At 60.9% G+C, this 14,703-nt stretch carries 17 protein-coding genes and 1 tRNA gene; 15 read left to right on the forward strand and 3 right to left on the reverse strand.

Annotation, left to right across the window (positions count from 1 at the left end):
* Positions 1-1,082 precede the first annotated feature (1,082 nt).
* A tRNA-Ser gene (locus ISX84_RS10375) sits at positions 1,083-1,172 on the reverse strand.
* Between the two features lie 201 nt (positions 1,173-1,373).
* On the opposite strand from ISX84_RS10375, the gene ISX84_RS10380 reads away from it, so the two are divergent.
* From ISX84_RS10380 to ISX84_RS10425, 10 genes are all read left to right on the forward strand, one after another.
* On the forward strand, positions 1,374-2,165 hold the full coding sequence (locus tag ISX84_RS10380) for a DUF2059 domain-containing protein (RefSeq protein WP_229884259.1): 792 nt from the start codon (positions 1,374-1,376) through the stop codon (positions 2,163-2,165).
* A 3-nt stretch (positions 2,166-2,168) separates the two neighbouring features.
* Positions 2,169-2,975, forward strand: a complete 807-nt coding sequence (locus tag ISX84_RS10385) for a DUF2059 domain-containing protein (protein ID WP_195820305.1) — start codon at positions 2,169-2,171, stop codon at positions 2,973-2,975.
* A gap of 185 nt (positions 2,976-3,160) precedes the next feature.
* Positions 3,161-3,835 (forward strand): 50S ribosomal protein L21, encoded by a 675-nt coding sequence (locus ISX84_RS10390; protein WP_195820306.1) that lies wholly within the window; start codon positions 3,161-3,163, stop codon positions 3,833-3,835.
* An 11-nt stretch (positions 3,836-3,846) separates the two neighbouring features.
* Positions 3,847-4,116: a 50S ribosomal protein L27 gene (rpmA, locus tag ISX84_RS10395; protein ID WP_195820307.1), complete on the forward strand. Its 270-nt coding sequence runs from the start codon at positions 3,847-3,849 to the stop codon at positions 4,114-4,116.
* Positions 4,117-4,210: 94 nt separating this feature from the next.
* Complete coding sequence (locus tag ISX84_RS10400; RefSeq protein WP_195820308.1) at positions 4,211-4,723, forward strand: GNAT family N-acetyltransferase; 513 nt, start codon at positions 4,211-4,213, stop codon at positions 4,721-4,723.
* Complete coding sequence (locus ISX84_RS10405; protein WP_195820309.1) at positions 4,720-5,322, forward strand: LysE family translocator; 603 nt, start codon at positions 4,720-4,722, stop codon at positions 5,320-5,322. Before ISX84_RS10400 ends, ISX84_RS10405 begins: the two co-directional genes overlap by 4 nt.
* A complete protein-coding gene (locus ISX84_RS10410; RefSeq protein WP_195820310.1) occupies positions 5,319-5,861 on the forward strand; it encodes a GNAT family N-acetyltransferase in 543 nt (180 codons plus the stop codon). Before ISX84_RS10405 ends, ISX84_RS10410 begins: the two co-directional genes overlap by 4 nt.
* A 35-nt stretch (positions 5,862-5,896) precedes the next feature.
* Positions 5,897-6,931 carry a GTPase ObgE gene (gene obgE, locus ISX84_RS10415; RefSeq protein WP_195820311.1) on the forward strand — a complete coding sequence of 345 codons (1,035 nt, stop codon included), beginning with the start codon at positions 5,897-5,899 and terminating at the stop codon, positions 6,929-6,931.
* Positions 6,919-8,025, forward strand: a complete 1,107-nt coding sequence (gene proB, locus ISX84_RS10420) for a glutamate 5-kinase (protein ID WP_195820312.1) — start codon at positions 6,919-6,921, stop codon at positions 8,023-8,025. Before obgE ends, proB begins: the two co-directional genes overlap by 13 nt.
* A gap of 57 nt (positions 8,026-8,082) precedes the next feature.
* On the forward strand, positions 8,083-9,348 hold the full coding sequence (locus tag ISX84_RS10425; protein WP_195820313.1) for a glutamate-5-semialdehyde dehydrogenase: 1,266 nt from the start codon (positions 8,083-8,085) through the stop codon (positions 9,346-9,348).
* Between the two features lie 42 nt (positions 9,349-9,390).
* Here ISX84_RS10425 and ISX84_RS10430 read toward each other — a convergent pair whose 3' ends face one another.
* Positions 9,391-9,987, reverse strand: a complete 597-nt coding sequence (locus ISX84_RS10430; RefSeq protein WP_195820314.1) for a histidine phosphotransferase family protein — start codon at positions 9,985-9,987, stop codon at positions 9,391-9,393.
* A 27-nt stretch (positions 9,988-10,014) separates the two neighbouring features.
* Here ISX84_RS10430 and ISX84_RS10435 point away from each other — a divergent pair, with 27 nt between their 5' ends.
* The 3 genes from ISX84_RS10435 to ISX84_RS10445 all read left to right on the forward strand — a co-directional run bounded on the left by ISX84_RS10435 (position 10,015) and on the right by ISX84_RS10445 (position 11,941).
* Complete coding sequence (locus tag ISX84_RS10435) at positions 10,015-10,197, forward strand: DUF3553 domain-containing protein (protein WP_195820315.1); 183 nt, start codon at positions 10,015-10,017, stop codon at positions 10,195-10,197.
* Positions 10,198-10,310: 113 nt separating this feature from the next.
* Positions 10,311-11,090 (forward strand): GNAT family N-acetyltransferase, encoded by a 780-nt coding sequence (locus ISX84_RS10440; protein WP_229884260.1) that lies wholly within the window; start codon positions 10,311-10,313, stop codon positions 11,088-11,090.
* A complete protein-coding gene (locus tag ISX84_RS10445; protein ID WP_195820316.1) occupies positions 11,087-11,941 on the forward strand; it encodes a lysophospholipid acyltransferase family protein in 855 nt (284 codons plus the stop codon). The genes ISX84_RS10440 and ISX84_RS10445 overlap by 4 nt, the downstream gene beginning before the upstream one ends.
* On the opposite strand, the gene ISX84_RS10450 is transcribed toward ISX84_RS10445, so the two are convergent.
* A complete protein-coding gene (locus ISX84_RS10450; RefSeq protein ID WP_195820317.1) occupies positions 11,924-12,502 on the reverse strand; it encodes a PA14 domain-containing protein in 579 nt (192 codons plus the stop codon). The genes ISX84_RS10445 and ISX84_RS10450 overlap by 18 nt on opposite strands.
* Positions 12,503-12,795: 293 nt before the next feature.
* Here ISX84_RS10450 and rpsB point away from each other — a divergent pair, with 293 nt between their 5' ends.
* Positions 12,796-13,668: a 30S ribosomal protein S2 gene (gene rpsB, locus ISX84_RS10455; protein WP_195820318.1), complete on the forward strand. Its 873-nt coding sequence runs from the start codon at positions 12,796-12,798 to the stop codon at positions 13,666-13,668.
* Positions 13,669-13,793: 125 nt separating this feature from the next.
* Positions 13,794-14,669 carry a translation elongation factor Ts gene (gene tsf, locus ISX84_RS10460; protein ID WP_195820319.1) on the forward strand — a complete coding sequence of 292 codons (876 nt, stop codon included), beginning with the start codon at positions 13,794-13,796 and terminating at the stop codon, positions 14,667-14,669.
* Positions 14,670-14,703 lie beyond the last annotated feature (34 nt).

Here is a 14,703-nt window from a genome sequence, read left to right on the forward strand (position 1 = left end):
TGTCTAGCTCAGACAATACAACCAAATCCGGCCACATCACGCGCTTGGCATGCGCCCTCCTGTGCCTGAAACCTTATTAGAGAAACGCCAAATTAGTGGTACTGAAACTGGGGGCTAGACACGCAGCGATTTGTTCGGCACTTACGAACTTGTCCTTGGCGGACCTTTTGGTCACGCCGGGAGGATTGATGTATGAGGCATCGCTGCCAGATATCTGCAAGGTAGCTGCGGCCATTTCGTTGTACTCCTTTAAACTTGAGCGACCAATGGCGGTCGTTCGGGCTTGGCTGAGTACGAATTTAGCCGCTCTTTAAATGCAAAAAAAATTCGGTGAAAATTGCATTTTGCTGCAACGGGTTGCATCAAGTCCAGTTGCTAGAAAATGTGGGTCATGCCTTGCTCGTTGCGTTTTTGGTTAGTTCCGCAAGCAACGCATCTTTGTACGATTGAACGCAGTCATTGTCGGTTTTTTCTATACCCAGCGCAGAAGCAACCCAAGGGAGGCTCGGTTCCGACTTTATAGTTTTTGGAGATTGACACCATTTCTCCAAGAGCAAATTCAGTTGTCTCCTAAAGGCTAGACGGTGATTTTTTCGCGGCACCAAATCTTTATGCGGTGTTCCTCTACCTACGACGAATTCAATTTCCGCCGTAATTTCTCTGGCGATTTGAAATGGAGGCTTACCCCGGCAGTAGAGGGTTTTTTTATGAACATTCGCATAAACGGGTCTTCGCAATTGTACTTCTGATCGTTGATCGTTCTTACATTCCAGCGCTCGTCAATGCGCGGAAATAGACGGCCTGCGACTTCTCCAGCTCGGTAATATTGAAGGGCGTCTTCGTAACTTCTAAGTGCTACGGGCTGTGATCCGGGATGCGCTTGCGTGCAAAGAATATCTTCTAAGTCTGGCACTCCGTGTTCACCGCACCTTTTGTGCCCTATTGACCCTACCCGCCAAAAATAATCAAATCCAATCGCATCTACTAGACCTCAATCCGACAACAAACTGTTCTCAGATCTGATAAGATACTGAAAAGTGTAGGATAGTATCAACCTCGTTACACTCGATCGTAGGGTAAGCTGGCGGAGAGACAGGGATTCGAACCCTGGGTGGGCTTGCACCCACAACGGTTTTCGAGACCGCCCCGTTCGACCACTCCGGCACCTCTCCGCGGGGGTCTGGTGCAGCGGCGTTTATTCGGCTTTTCGGCTTGTGACAAGAGCGGATTAGCCAACCGAGCCTTTACACGGGAAATTTCATTGCCCCGACGCGGAAAACACTTAAGTTTTCTGTAACAGGCAAAACGCCCCACAGGAGACCGACATGATACCTCTGATCCGAGTTTGCGCTGCGTTCTTAATGATCACAGTGATGGCAGGCGTGCTTGCAGGCCCCGCACGCACGGCCGATCTCGACCGGCTCGAAGCTTTTCTGGAAGTGACCGGCTTTGACGTGGCGCTTGAGAGCATCAAGCTGACGGCAGAGACGGCGCCCAACATGATCGGGCTGGAGGCGGATGATTTCGGGTCGGAGTGGACCCGTCTGGTGGAAGACGTCTTCGATACCGACCAGATGCACGCCATGGCGCTGGACATCCTGTCCCAGACCCTGAGCGACGAGCTTCTGACCCATGCTGTGGATTTTTACGCCTCCGACCTGGGGCAACGTCTCGTCGTGGCGGAAAACGCCTCGCATATGAAGGAAGACGAGGAGCTCAAGAGCGAAAGCGGAGAGGCGATTGTTGCCGGGCTGGTGCAGATCGGCTCGCCCCGTCTGGAGGAATTGAAGCGGTTGAACAAGGCGACGGGATCCGAAGATGCCTCGATCCGCGCCATTCAGGAGGTGCAGGTGCGGTTTCTGATGGCGGCGGCAGCGGCGGGTGTGATCGAGCTGCGCATGGACGAGGCTGATCTGCGCGAAAACCTCAAGTCGCAGGAAGGGGAGATGCGGCGCAGCATGCAGATCTCCGCGCTCTCCGGCTCGGCCTATACCTATCAGGCGTTTTCTGATGCCGATGTCACGGCCTATGCGGATGCGCTCGAAGACCCCAAGATGCAGCGGGTCTATGAATTGATGAATGCGGTGCAGTTTGAAATCATGGCCAACCGCTATGAGGCCGTGGCCGATCGGATGAGCGCGTTACAACCCAGTCAGGACCTCTGAACGATGCGCGCTGCCGTCCTTGCCTTTGCGTTTTGCCTGACGGCCGCGCCGCTCTGGGCGGACGCGCGGGTGACCGTGCTGATGGATGCGCTGCGGGTGCCGGAACTTGTAGATGCCTTGCGCACAGAAGGGTTGAGCGACGCCGAGGGCCTCAACGACGATATGCTGAACGGGCAGGGGGGCGCCTTCTGGCAGGAGCAGGTCTCTCAACTCTACGCGCCCAATGCCATCGAGGACAGCTTTTACACGGCGTTGAAAACGGGCATGGACCCGGAGGCGCTCGACGTGGCGGTGCAGTTCTTCGACAGCCTGCGGGGGCAGCGGATCACAGCGCTGGAGATCGCCGCGCGCCGGGCCATGATGGATCCCTCCGTGGAAGAGACGGCCGCCGATGCCTTCGCCGATCTGCCGGAAGATGATCCGCATCGCCGTTTGCTGACGGCGTTCATTGCGGCCAATGGTTTTCTCGACCTGAACGTGGCTCTGACCATGAGCGCCAGCTACCAGTTCTCGCGCGGCCTGGCGGATGGCGGGTTGCTGCAGATGACAGAAGACCAGATCCTTGCGCAGGTATGGGAGTCGGAACAGACGTTGCGGACAGAGGCGCAATCCTGGCTGCACGGATACTTCCTGCTGGCCCAGCAACCGCTGGAGATCAGCGATCTGGAGGCTTATGAGGCGTTTTCGCGAAGTCCGGCGGGCAAGCAGCTGAACGCGGCTCTGTTCAAGGGGTATGAGAATGTCTTTACCGACATCGCCTATGGTCTGGGGCGGGCGGTGGCGCTCAATGCTGCGGGCAACGATATCTGAGGGATCGTGCTTGACATGGGCGTGCGGGTGGTGCACATGGCGGCTTCATAAATGAGGTCCGGTTCGCCGGGCCTTGTTCTCTTATAAAACGATCACTCCGACCGGAGTGCGCTGTTCGAGGTGGCCATCAGGCCAAAACGCCCAATGCTGGGGACCACAGGACGCGGTTGAGCAAAGGAAATGCTATGTTTGCAGTCCTCAAGACTGGCGGCAAGCAGTACAAGGTTCAGGCGGGCGATACGCTCCGCGTTGAGAAACTGGCTGCTGATGCGGGTGAAACCGTTCAATTCAACGATATTCTGATGCTGGGGGGCGACAAGACCGTTGTCGGCGCACCCTTCGTCAAAGACGCCGGCGTTCAGGCCGAAGTCGTCGATCAGGTCAAGGGCGAGAAGGTCATCAACTTCGTCAAGCGCCGCCGGAAGCACTCTTCCAAGCGCACGAAGGGCCACCGTCAGAAGCTGACCCTGATCAAGGTCACCGATATCCTGGCCTCCGGTGCGGATAAGTCGGGCGTGAAGGCCGCCATGGGCGCGGGCTCCGTTTCCGCAAAAGCGGTCGAAGCGGCAGCCCCCAAGAAAGCGGCCCCGAAGAAAGCCGAAGCCAAGGCCGATGCGCCCAAGGCAAAAGCAGCTCCCAAGGCGGCCAAGGCCGACGCGGGCGCGGACGATCTGAAAAAGCTGTCCGGCGTGGGCCCGGCGCTTGAGAAAAAACTGCATGAAGGCGGCGTCACCTCCTTTGCGCAGATTGCGGCATGGACCGAAGAGGACGTTGCTGCTATGGACGAGAAACTGTCGTTCAAGGGCCGGATCGAGCGTGAAGGCTGGATCGAACAGGCCAAAGAACTCAGCAAAGGCTAAGGAGAGACCAAATGGCACATAAAAAAGCAGGTGGTTCATCCCGGAACGGTCGCGACTCAGCGGGTCGTCGCCTTGGCGTGAAACTCTACGGTGGCCAGGCGGCCATCCCCGGCAACATCATCGTGCGTCAGCGCGGCACCAAGTTCTGGCCGGGTGAAGGCGTGGGCATGGGCAAGGATCACACGATCTTTGCAACTGTCGATGGCGCCGTGACCTTCCACAAGGGTCTCAAGAACCGTACGTTTATTTCGGTCCTGCCGGTGGCGGAGGCCGCTGAATAAGCCCTTTCCCAAGGACATGACACATTCAGGGGGATCGGCGACACCGCCGGTCCCCTTTCTCATTTTCGCCACACCCACGTGTTAGGCCAAGCCGATGTCAGAATGCATCCAGACCGACCGCCTCGTGCTGCGCCCCTTCCGGGACGCGGATGCGGCGCGTGTGGCGGAGCTCATCGGCACGCTGTCGGTGTCGCGCTGGCTGACGCGCGTGCCCTATCCGTATTCGCCGCAGAATGCGCGCGGGTTCTTTGCGCGCCACGCCGGGGACGACATGGTTTTGGCGGTGACCCGCGCAGACGATACGTCGGATAAGGTCATCGGCTGCTGTTCGATCCAAAACGAACTTGGCTATTGGCTGGGGCAACCGTTCTGGGGGCTGGGCTATGCGTTCGAAGCGGCGACCGCGCTGGTCGGTCGCTACTTTCGCAGGCACCGAACCGATCTGCGATCCGGTTACATGCAGGGAAACGCGGCTTCGGCCCGCATCCTGTCAAAGCTGGGGTTTCACCCCACCCGGATCGAGGTTGCGGAGTGTCTCGCCACGCGCACGCCTGTGACGCTGCAGAAAATGGCGCTGTCGCTCGAAGCATGGCGGGGCACGACATGAGCGTCGCGGTCACCTCTTTTGCGATTTTCGCGGCCAGTCAGGTCGGCACGCCGGGACCGGCCAATATGGCCCTGATGACCACCGGGGCGCGCTATGGCTTTCGCGCCGCACTGCCGTTCGTGGCGGGTGTCGCGCTTGGCAAGCAGTTGGTGATCTGGCCCGTTGGCTTCGGCCTGATGGAACTGGCAGAGCAGGCGCCCTGGGTCTTCGAGGCGCTAAAATACGCCTCGGCTGCCTACATCATCTGGTTGGCCTGGCGCGTGGCGCATGCGCGGTTGGGCGCCGTGGATCAGGCGCAGGCGGCCCCCGGTTTTGCCGCGGGCCTGATCGTGCACCCGCTCAACCCAAAGGCCTGGGCCATGATTGTGGGCGGATTCACGGCCTTCGTGGCCCCCGGCACGCCGGTTATTGAGGCAACAGCAACCATTGCTGCTGTATTGCTCGGTTGCCAGGTTCTGCTGCATCCGCTCTGGACACTTGCCGGTGAGGGGATCGCGCGCACCATAGCGGGAACGGCAATGGAACCTTATCTAATGTGGACCCTCGCGGCGGTAACCGTCGCGTCGGTGTTGTTCGTATTGTTCGGAGGAGGGACATGACGGTGGAAATGGGAAAGATCACGGTACAGCCGACCGTTGAAACGGAGCGTTTTGTTCTGCGGCCCCTGCGCAAGTCTGACATGGGGCTGATTGAGCTTTATGGCGGCGATGAACGCGTGGCGCGCATGACCACCGGCATTCCACACCCGCTGCCGCCCGGCCGGACCGAAGCCTTTGTTACCCGCGCCATGTCGAATGACCGGGACGAGGACGTCTGGGCCATGGATGGCACCATCGCTGACGGCTCTGAGCTGATGGGCTTGATCTCGCTGGAGCGGATGGATCGCGACCAGTCGGAGGTCAGCTATTGGGTCGCACCGCCCTATTGGAACACAGGCCTCGCGTCGGACGCGGTGCAAGCGCTGGTCGAGGCGAACCCGCTGGAGAACAAGACCATGTTCGCCAGTGTCTTTCAGGACAATCCGGCCTCGGCGCGGGTGCTGACACATTGCGGCTTTGAATACCTCGGCGATGCCGAAAGTTTCAGCGTGGCGCGCGACACCACGGTGCCCACCTGGACCTATTTGCGAAAACTGTGATTGAGGGCTGCGCCCCTTAAGGCTAGGAAGCCCCCATGAAGTTTCTCGATCTGTGCAAAGTCTATATCCGCTCTGGCGCGGGCGGCGGTGGCTGTGTCAGCTTCCGGCGGGAGAAGTATATCGAATACGGCGGGCCCGACGGTGGCGACGGCGGCACCGGTGGCTCGGTCTGGGCCGAAGCGGTGGAGGGGTTGAACACGCTCATCGATTTCCGCTATCAGCAACATTTCTTTGCCAAGAACGGCATCCCCGGCATGGGCCGCCAACGCACGGGCGCGGATGGCGATGATATCGTGTTGCGGGTGCCGGTGGGCACCGAGATTCTGGATGAGGATCAGGAAACGGTGATCGCCGATCTCACCGAAGTGGGCCAACGTGTGCAACTGGCCCGGGGCGGCAATGGCGGGTTTGGCAACTTACATTTCAAATCCTCGACCAATCAGGCACCGCGCCGGGCCAATCCGGGGCAGGAGGGGGTCGAGCGCACGCTGTGGCTGCGGCTGAAACTGATTGCGGATGTGGGGCTGCTTGGGCTGCCCAATGCCGGCAAATCCACCTTCCTCGCGACCACCTCCAACGCGCGCCCCAAGATCGCCGACTATCCGTTCACTACGCTGCACCCCAATCTCGGGGTCGTCGGTGTGGACAATACCGAATTCGTCGTGGCCGATATCCCGGGCCTGATCGAAGGCGCGTCCGAGGGTAGGGGGCTGGGGGATCTCTTCCTGGGCCATGTGGAGCGCTGTGCCGTCCTCTTGCACCTTGTTGATGGCACCTCAGAGACCGTCGCCGAAGACTACCAGACAATCATCACCGAACTCGAAGCCTATGGCGGTGATCTTGCGGAAAAGCCCCGCGTGACCGTGCTGAACAAGATCGACGCGCTGGACGAAGACGAACGGGCCGCCGCGCGTGAGGCGCTTGAACAGGCCAGTGGCGGCGCGGTGATGCTGATGTCCGGTGTCGCCCGCGAGGGTGTAACTGAGGTGCTGCGCACGCTGCGCGGGCAGATCGACGACGACCGTTTGCGCCACAAACCTGTCGTGGAGGAAGAGCCGTGGCATCCCTGACCGCCGCCCGGCGGATTGTGGTCAAGATCGGCTCTGCCCTGCTGGTAGACCGGCAGACCGGGCATCTGCGCGCTGACTGGTTGACGTCACTGGCCGAAGACATCGCCTGGCTGAAAGCGCGGCAAGTTGATGTGGTGCTGGTCTCCTCCGGCTCCATTGCCTTGGGGCGGGGGGTGTTGGGACTGCCCTCGCAGGAGCTGGCGCTGGAACAATCGCAAGCCGCTGCGGCCGTCGGACAAATCCGGCTGGCTCGCGCCTATGAAGAGGTGCTGGCCCCGCATGGCATCACCACCGCGCAGGTGCTGGTCACGCTCGAGGACAGTACCAACCGCCGTCGCTATCTCAACAGCCGCGCCACGTTGGAGCAGCTTTTGTCGCTGGGCGTTGTGGCCATCGTGAACGAGAACGACACCATTGCCACCGATGAAATCCGCTTTGGCGACAACGACAGGCTGGCGGCACAGATCGCCGTGACCGTGGGCGCGGATCAGCTGATCCTTCTGTCGGATGTGGATGGGTTCTACAGCGCGAACCCGAATGACGATCCGCAGGCAAAGCGGTTCGATGTCATCGACAAGATCACCGGCGAGATCGAGGAGATGGCGGGCGACGCGGGCTCTGGTCTCTCAAAAGGCGGGATGAAGACCAAACTGATGGCTGCCAAAACGGCCACCGCCGCCGGCTGTGCGATGGCGATCACGGAAGGGTCACCGATGAACCCGCTGCGCCAGCTTCATACCGGTGCGCCCGCCACCTGGTTCACCGCCGATACGGACCCGCAGGCCGCCCGCAAGGGCTGGATTGCAGCGATGAAGCCGCGCGGCACGGTCACTTTGGACGCAGGTGCCGTGGCCGCATTAATGTCCGGCAAGAGCTTGCTGCCAGCAGGCGTTGCCGCCGTGTCGGGCACCTTCCAGCGCGGCGATGCCGTCGCGATCGCGGATGGGAGCGGCCATATTCTGGGCCACGGTCTGGCCCGCTATACCGCAGAAGAGGCCCAGATCATCAAAGGCAGGAAATCGCAGGAAATCGAGGCGCTGCTGGGGTATCCCGGGCGCGCCGCTTTAATCCACCGCGACGATATGGCATTGTAGCAACGTGTTGAGCGCGGATTTCAATCTTTACGAGAATTAAAAACGGGATGTAGTGCAATGAAAGATATGGATAATATCCCAGTGATGATGGCCGAGATCGGCGCGCGGGCAAAAGCCGCGGCAGCCAGCCTCGCCTTTGCCAGTGCCGAACGCAAGCACGCCGCCCTGATTTCCGCGGCAGAGCAGGTCTGGGCGGACCGCGCCGCCATTCTGGACGCCAATGCCAAGGATTTGGACTATGGGCGCGACAAAGGTCTGTCCGATGCGATGATGGACCGGTTGGCGCTGGACGAAGACCGGCTGCGCGGCATCATCGACGGGCTGCGCGCCATCGCGGAGCAGGTCGATCCCGTGGGCGAGGTGATCGCGGAGTGGACCCAGCCCACCGGGCTGCACATTCAACGGGTGCGCACACCGCTGGGCGTCGTTGGCGTGATCTATGAAAGCCGCCCCAATGTGACGGCCGACGCCGGGGCGCTGTGCCTCAAGGCAGGCAACGCCGTCATTCTGCGCGGCGGCTCGGAGAGTTTTCATTCGTCCTCAGCCTTACACGCGTGCCTCGTGAAAGGGCTGCGCGATGCCGGTCTGCCGGAGGATGCCATTCAGCTGGTGCCAACCCGCGACCGGGCGGCGGTGTCTGAAATGCTGACCATGACCGACACGATTGATGTGATCGTGCCGCGCGGCGGCAAGGGCCTTGTCGGTCTGGTGCAGCGCGAGGCGCGGGTGCCGGTTTTCGCGCATCTCGAAGGCATCGTGCACATCTACATCGACAAGGACGCCGACCCAGAGAAGGTGCTCAAAGTCGTGCTCAACGCCAAGACCCGGCGCACGGGCATCTGCGGCTCTGCGGAATGTCTGCTGATCCATGAAGATATCGCGCAGACGATGGGGCGTGGCCTTATCCGCGCGCTGATCGACGCTGGTGTCGAAGTGCGCGCCGATGCGACATTGTCCGCGATCGAGGGCACCGTGGCGGCACAGGAAGACGACTGGGGGCGGGAGTACCTCGATATGATCATCGCGGCACGGGTGGTACCTGATCTTGATGCGGCGATGGATCACATTCGCACACACGGGTCGAACCACACGGATTGCGTCCTGACTGAAGACGCGGAGGTCGCGCGACGTTTCATGATGGAACTGGATTCCGCGATCCTGATGCACAACGCATCGACGCAATTCGCCGATGGCGGCGAATTCGGCATGGGCGCGGAGATTGGCATTGCCACAGGCAAAATGCACGCGCGCGGCCCGGTCGGGGCCGCTCAACTGACCAGTTTCAAGTATCTGGTCACCGGGGACGGGACGGTGCGCGCCTGATCGCCCTGAGAGCCGCGCGCTTGGTGACGTGGTTGCAGGGCCTCAGAACCGCAGCTTGACCTGCGTGTCCGACATTTCCGTGACGATCCGGCGGCTCGCGTCCCCCGCGATGATCGGCAGCAAGGCGAATTGAACCTGCGCCGGCCGCAGGTCTGCAGGCGCGTCCCGGGTGGCCAGGATGTTCCAGAGCGGCTCATCGATATTCAGCTTGTCGGCCTGGCCATGCAGCAGCCAACTGCTGTCGTCATTGCTGATCTCGATACGCCCGCCATACGGCATCGCATTTTCCAGGCATTGCAACGCGAGAAAGGCCATGCGCACTTCGCCACGGGGCTGCGGGTCGAGCGGCCCCCAGGCCACATCCAGACGGCCACCGTCCATCAGGTCGTCAAGGATCGAGATCACCTCGGCACGACCCATCATCTGCTCCCCCGCCGCGCCAAAGGCGATACGGAAGAACCGGATGCGGGCGCTGGCATTGCCGACGCTTTCCTGGATGAGATCAATTTCCGGGCCGGGTGTGCCACCCGACATGCCAAGAAGTTCCAGACCATTGTTGATGGCGCCAATCGGCGATATCAGGTCATGGCAGATGCGGCTGCCGATCAGTGCGGCAAGGTTAATATTGCTGTGGCCCATCTACTGTCTCCTGCGCGAAAGGGTGCCATGGAAGATTTAAACGCGATCCTGTCACCCGGTATGCTTGTACGGCATCCGGACCGCCCCGAATGGGGGACAGGACAGGTCCAAAGCAACATAAACGCCCGTGTCACCGTGAATTTTCGCGACGAAGGGAAGATCGTCATTGATAGTACCCGTGTTGCCTTGACCCCGGTGTTTGATGGATGAAGAACCTTGCCAAAAGGTTAACGCACACCTCTGGATTGTAAACCCGCGACAGCTGTTGCGTTGCAAGCACGCCGCCAATTCACTAAGAGCAAACCAGATTTCCGAAAACCAGGATGACCCCCGCAAAAATGGACGCAAAGCTTAAATCCACGTTCTCGGTCAGGCTTGCGGAGACTGATGCGGACCTCGAAGCGGCACAGAGGTTGCGCTATGCGGTTTTTGTCGAGGAACTGGGGGGCGGCGGTGCGTTGGTGGATCACGCGGCCCGTCTTGAGAAGGACAGGTTCGATCCGTTTTTCGATCACATGCTGCTGACCGATGAGACCCGGGGCGAGGTGGTCGGGGTCTACCGGGTGATGCGCTCCGATCAGGCAGAGGCGGCGGGGCAGTTCTACTCCGCCGATGAGTACGACCTCTCGATTTTGCTGAAGTCCAACCGCCGCTTGCTGGAGCTGGGGCGCTCCTGTGTGCATCCGGCGTATCGCGGCGGCATGGCCATGTTTCACTTGTGGCGCGGGCTGGCCAATTACATCGCGGACCATGAGATCGAAGTGCTGTTCGGCGTGGCGAGTTTCCACGGGACGGATGTGGGAGCTCTTGCACAAGCCCTGTCACTTCTGCACCACCGCCATCTGGCCCCGGAAGAATTACGCGTACGGGCGCAGGAGGCCGCCTACCAGAACATGGACCTTGTGGCAGAGGATGCGCTGGACCCGCGCGCCGCGATGCTCTCCGTGCCCGCCCTGATCAAGGCGTATCTGCGGCTGGGTGGATTTGTGGGCGAGGGGGCCTTTATCGATCATGCCTTCAACACCACGGATGTCTGCCTGATCCTGGACACAGCGCGGATGAACGAACGGCAGGCTCGCCTCTATCAGAGCGACGCGGTATGAACACGACGTGGTTCGGGGATGCGCCGCCGCCCGCGCCGCGGCGGACAGCGCTTGGCTATCTGTTGATCCTGCTTCGGGGCCTGCCGCTGGCCGTTCTGGTTTTTGGCGGGCTGGCGCTGCTGTTGCTGGTCCGCTTGATCGAGCGCCCCGTTTTTGGCATTGCCCGCCCGATCACCCCCCATATCACCGTTTTTGTCTGCCGGATGGCGCTGCGCATCATCGGTGTGACCCTACGCGTAAAAGGGGACCCGGCGCATGGACCGGGGGCGGCGGTGGCCAACCACGCCAGCTGGCTCGACATCTTTGTGCTGAACGCCTCGAAGCGCATCTATTTCGTCTCGAAATCCGAGGTTGCGGGCTGGCCGGGGATCGGGTGGCTGGCACGGGCGACGGGCACGGTGTTCATTGAGCGCAGCCGCGCGCAGGCGGCGGCGCAGGCAGCGCTGTTCAAAGAGCGGCTCAGCGCAGGCCATCGCCTGTTGTTTTTCCCCGAAGGCACCAGCAGCGACGGGCAGCGCGTCTTGCCCTTCAAGACCACGCTTTTTGCGGCCTTCTTTGCGCCCGAGTTACGCGAAACGCTGGAAATACAGCCTGTGTCCGTTATCTACGACGCCCCCGCACAGGCGGACGGCCGTTTTTACGGGTGGTGGGGGGATATGGATTTTGGCAGCCATTTTCTAAGAATGCTGGCCACCCTGCGCCACGGGCAGGTCACCGTCGTCTACGACAGGCCGTTGCAAGTTGGCGCATTTGCGGATCGCAAAGCGCTGGCCGCAGCCTGCGAAGCCCGCGTTAGGGCAGGCTTCGAGGCAGAGGGGCAGGGCGCCCGCAAATCAGTGGAAGAACGCTGAATCGGGCACCAGTTCCAACCCGTCGCTGTCCGGTCCCCACTCCATCATCAGGCAGGCCGTGCCCTTGCGCTGAAAATAGGTGGCCTCCAGCGGATAATATCCGGCTTTGGGCACCGCCACTTCGATCTCGCCCGCGTACCCGCAAGAGTGCACTTCGTCATAGTCGCCCACGACCTGCCCGCCGATGCTGATCTCCAGCCCGTCATTGTTGAGGAAATCGAGAACATAGGTGCCCGGCGTGTCAAACTTGATATAGCCCGAGATTGCGGCGGCCACCTTGGTCGCCTTGTCCGATGTCAGCGTCGGATCGCCCTCGCTGTTGTCGTCATAGGACAGCCCCGCGAGCGGCGCGCCCGCGACGCTCTTTCGTTTCAGCGCGTTCTGTGCGTCCTTGACGGTGCGCACATCACCCGGAAACGCATAAAGCACCGCAAGGCCCGGGGTCAGGCTGCTGGCAGCGGGCTGCGGGTTGGCGGGGTTGAGCTGCACGGGCGCAGCCAGGGCGGAAACTGGAACAGAAAAGGCAATCGCCAAAATGGCGGACTTGAAGGTAAAGGTCATGGTCACTCCCGGTGGTAGATCATTGGATCGTCCGGCCCTCTGCGGGGTCGGTTGAGAAGATACTAGAATGTGCTTTCCGCCAGTGACAAGCACCCAGCGCCGCAAATGCGGTCACATATTGCGCAAATGAGGGGTTTCCGCCCTTGCGGTAAGGCAATGACTGGCCTATACGGCGGCCACTGAAACCCGCAGGCGGGGTTTGGGCCTTTTGGGGGAGACATCCTCAAGGGTCCGCCGGTTGGCAGAAATCTGTCATGCCCCCGCCGAGGATAAAACCGGAAAGGTATACTGACATGGCTCTTCCAGAGTTCACCATGCGCCAATTGCTTGAAGCAGGCGTACACTTCGGCCACCAGACGCAGCGTTGGAACCCCCGCATGGGTCCGTTCATCTATGGCGCGCGCAATGGCATCCACATCATGGACCTCACCCAGACCGTTCCCATGCTGGACGCGGCCCTGAACGTGATCCGTGAAACCGTCGCTAAAGGCGGCAGCGTTCTCTTCGTCGGCACCAAGCGTCAGGCCCAACAGCCGATCGCGGATGCGGCAGAGAAATGCGCACAGTATTACATGAACCACCGCTGGCTGGGCGGCACGCTGACCAACTGGCAGACCGTGTCCCAGTCGATCAACCGCCTCAAGAACATCGACGAGCAGTCGGAGAACGGCTTTGCCGGCCTGACCAAGAAAGAGCGTCTGGGCATGGAACGGGATCAGGGCAAGCTGCAGGCTTCCCTCGGCGGTATCCGCGAAATGGGCGGTCGTCCTGACCTGATCTTCGTCATCGACGTGAAGAAAGAAGCGCTGGCCGTCGCCGAAGCCAACAAGCTGGGCATTCCGGTTGTGGCCGTGGTTGACACCAACTGTGCGCCGGATGGCATCGACTACATCATCCCCGGCAACGACGACGCAGCCCGCGCCATCTCGCTCTACTGCGATCTGGCGGCCCGTGCGGCCCTCGACGGCATGAGCGCGCAACTGGGTGCGGCAGGCGTTGATCTGGGCGCGATGGAAGAAGCGCCGGTCGAAGAGGCCGTGGCCGAGCCCACAGGCGTCGAAGTTGGAGAGGCGTCTTCGGAAACAGTTTCCGACGATGTGATGTCGGGCGATGCACCGCTGGACATCGAATCCAAAGAAGAGACCGTGGAAAAAGCGGCAAGCTGATCCTGTCACACGCATGACATATGGGGCAGGGATGACCTGCCCCAGCACGACCTGACTTACGACGGGCCCGCGGCCCGATTTTATGACGGACATGTGGTCCGACGATTCCCAAAGGAGAACCTCAGATGGCGATCACTGCATCTATGGTCAAAGAGCTGCGCGATACCACCGGCGCAGGCATGATGGACGCAAAAAAAGCGCTGACCGAAACCGACGGCGACATGGAAGCGGCACAGGACTGGCTGCGCACCAAGGGTTTGGCCAAGGCAGCCAAGAAATCCGGCCGTACGGCGGCGGAGGGCCTGGTTGCTGTCAAGGTTGACGGCGGACACGGTGTTGCGGTTGAGGTGAACTCGGAAACCGACTTTGTCGGCAAAAACGCCGAGTTCCAGGAAATGGTTGCGGGCATCGCCTCCGTTGCGCTGTCCGTGTCTGATGTGGACGCGCTGAACAACGCGGATATGGGCGGCAAAACCGTCGCCACCGTGGTCACGGACAAGATCGCCACCATCGGCGAGAACATGTCCGTACGCCGGATGTCCGCCATTGATGGCGACACCGTTGTGTCTTACGTGCACAACGCCGCAGCGCCCGGCATGGGCAAAATCGGCGTGCTGGTGGCGATGACCGGCGGCGACGAGGCTTTTGGCAAGCAGGTTGCGATGCATATCGCGGCGGTGAACCCGGCCTCCCTGTCCGAAGCAGATCTGGACCCGGCGGTTGTCGACAAGGAAAAGCAGGTCCAGATGGACATCGCGCGCGAAAGCGGCAAGCCCGAGGCGGTGATCGAGAAGATGATCGTTGGACGGATGAAGAAGTACATGTCCGAAGTCACGCTGCTGAACCAGTCCTTCGTGGTCAACCCCGATCTGACCGTGGGCGATGCCGCGAAAGAGGCCGGTGCCACCATCACCGGCTTCGTGCGCCTTGAAGTGGGCGAAGGCATCGAAGTGGTGAAAGAGGATTTCGCCGCCGAGGTTGCCAAGGCCGCTAAAGGCTGAACCGTACAGCCTCAACGACATGAACAGGCGGCAC

The sequence above is a fragment of the Roseobacter sp. MH60115 genome (assembly GCF_015644665.1).
GTDB lineage: Bacteria > Pseudomonadota > Alphaproteobacteria > Rhodobacterales > Rhodobacteraceae > Roseobacter.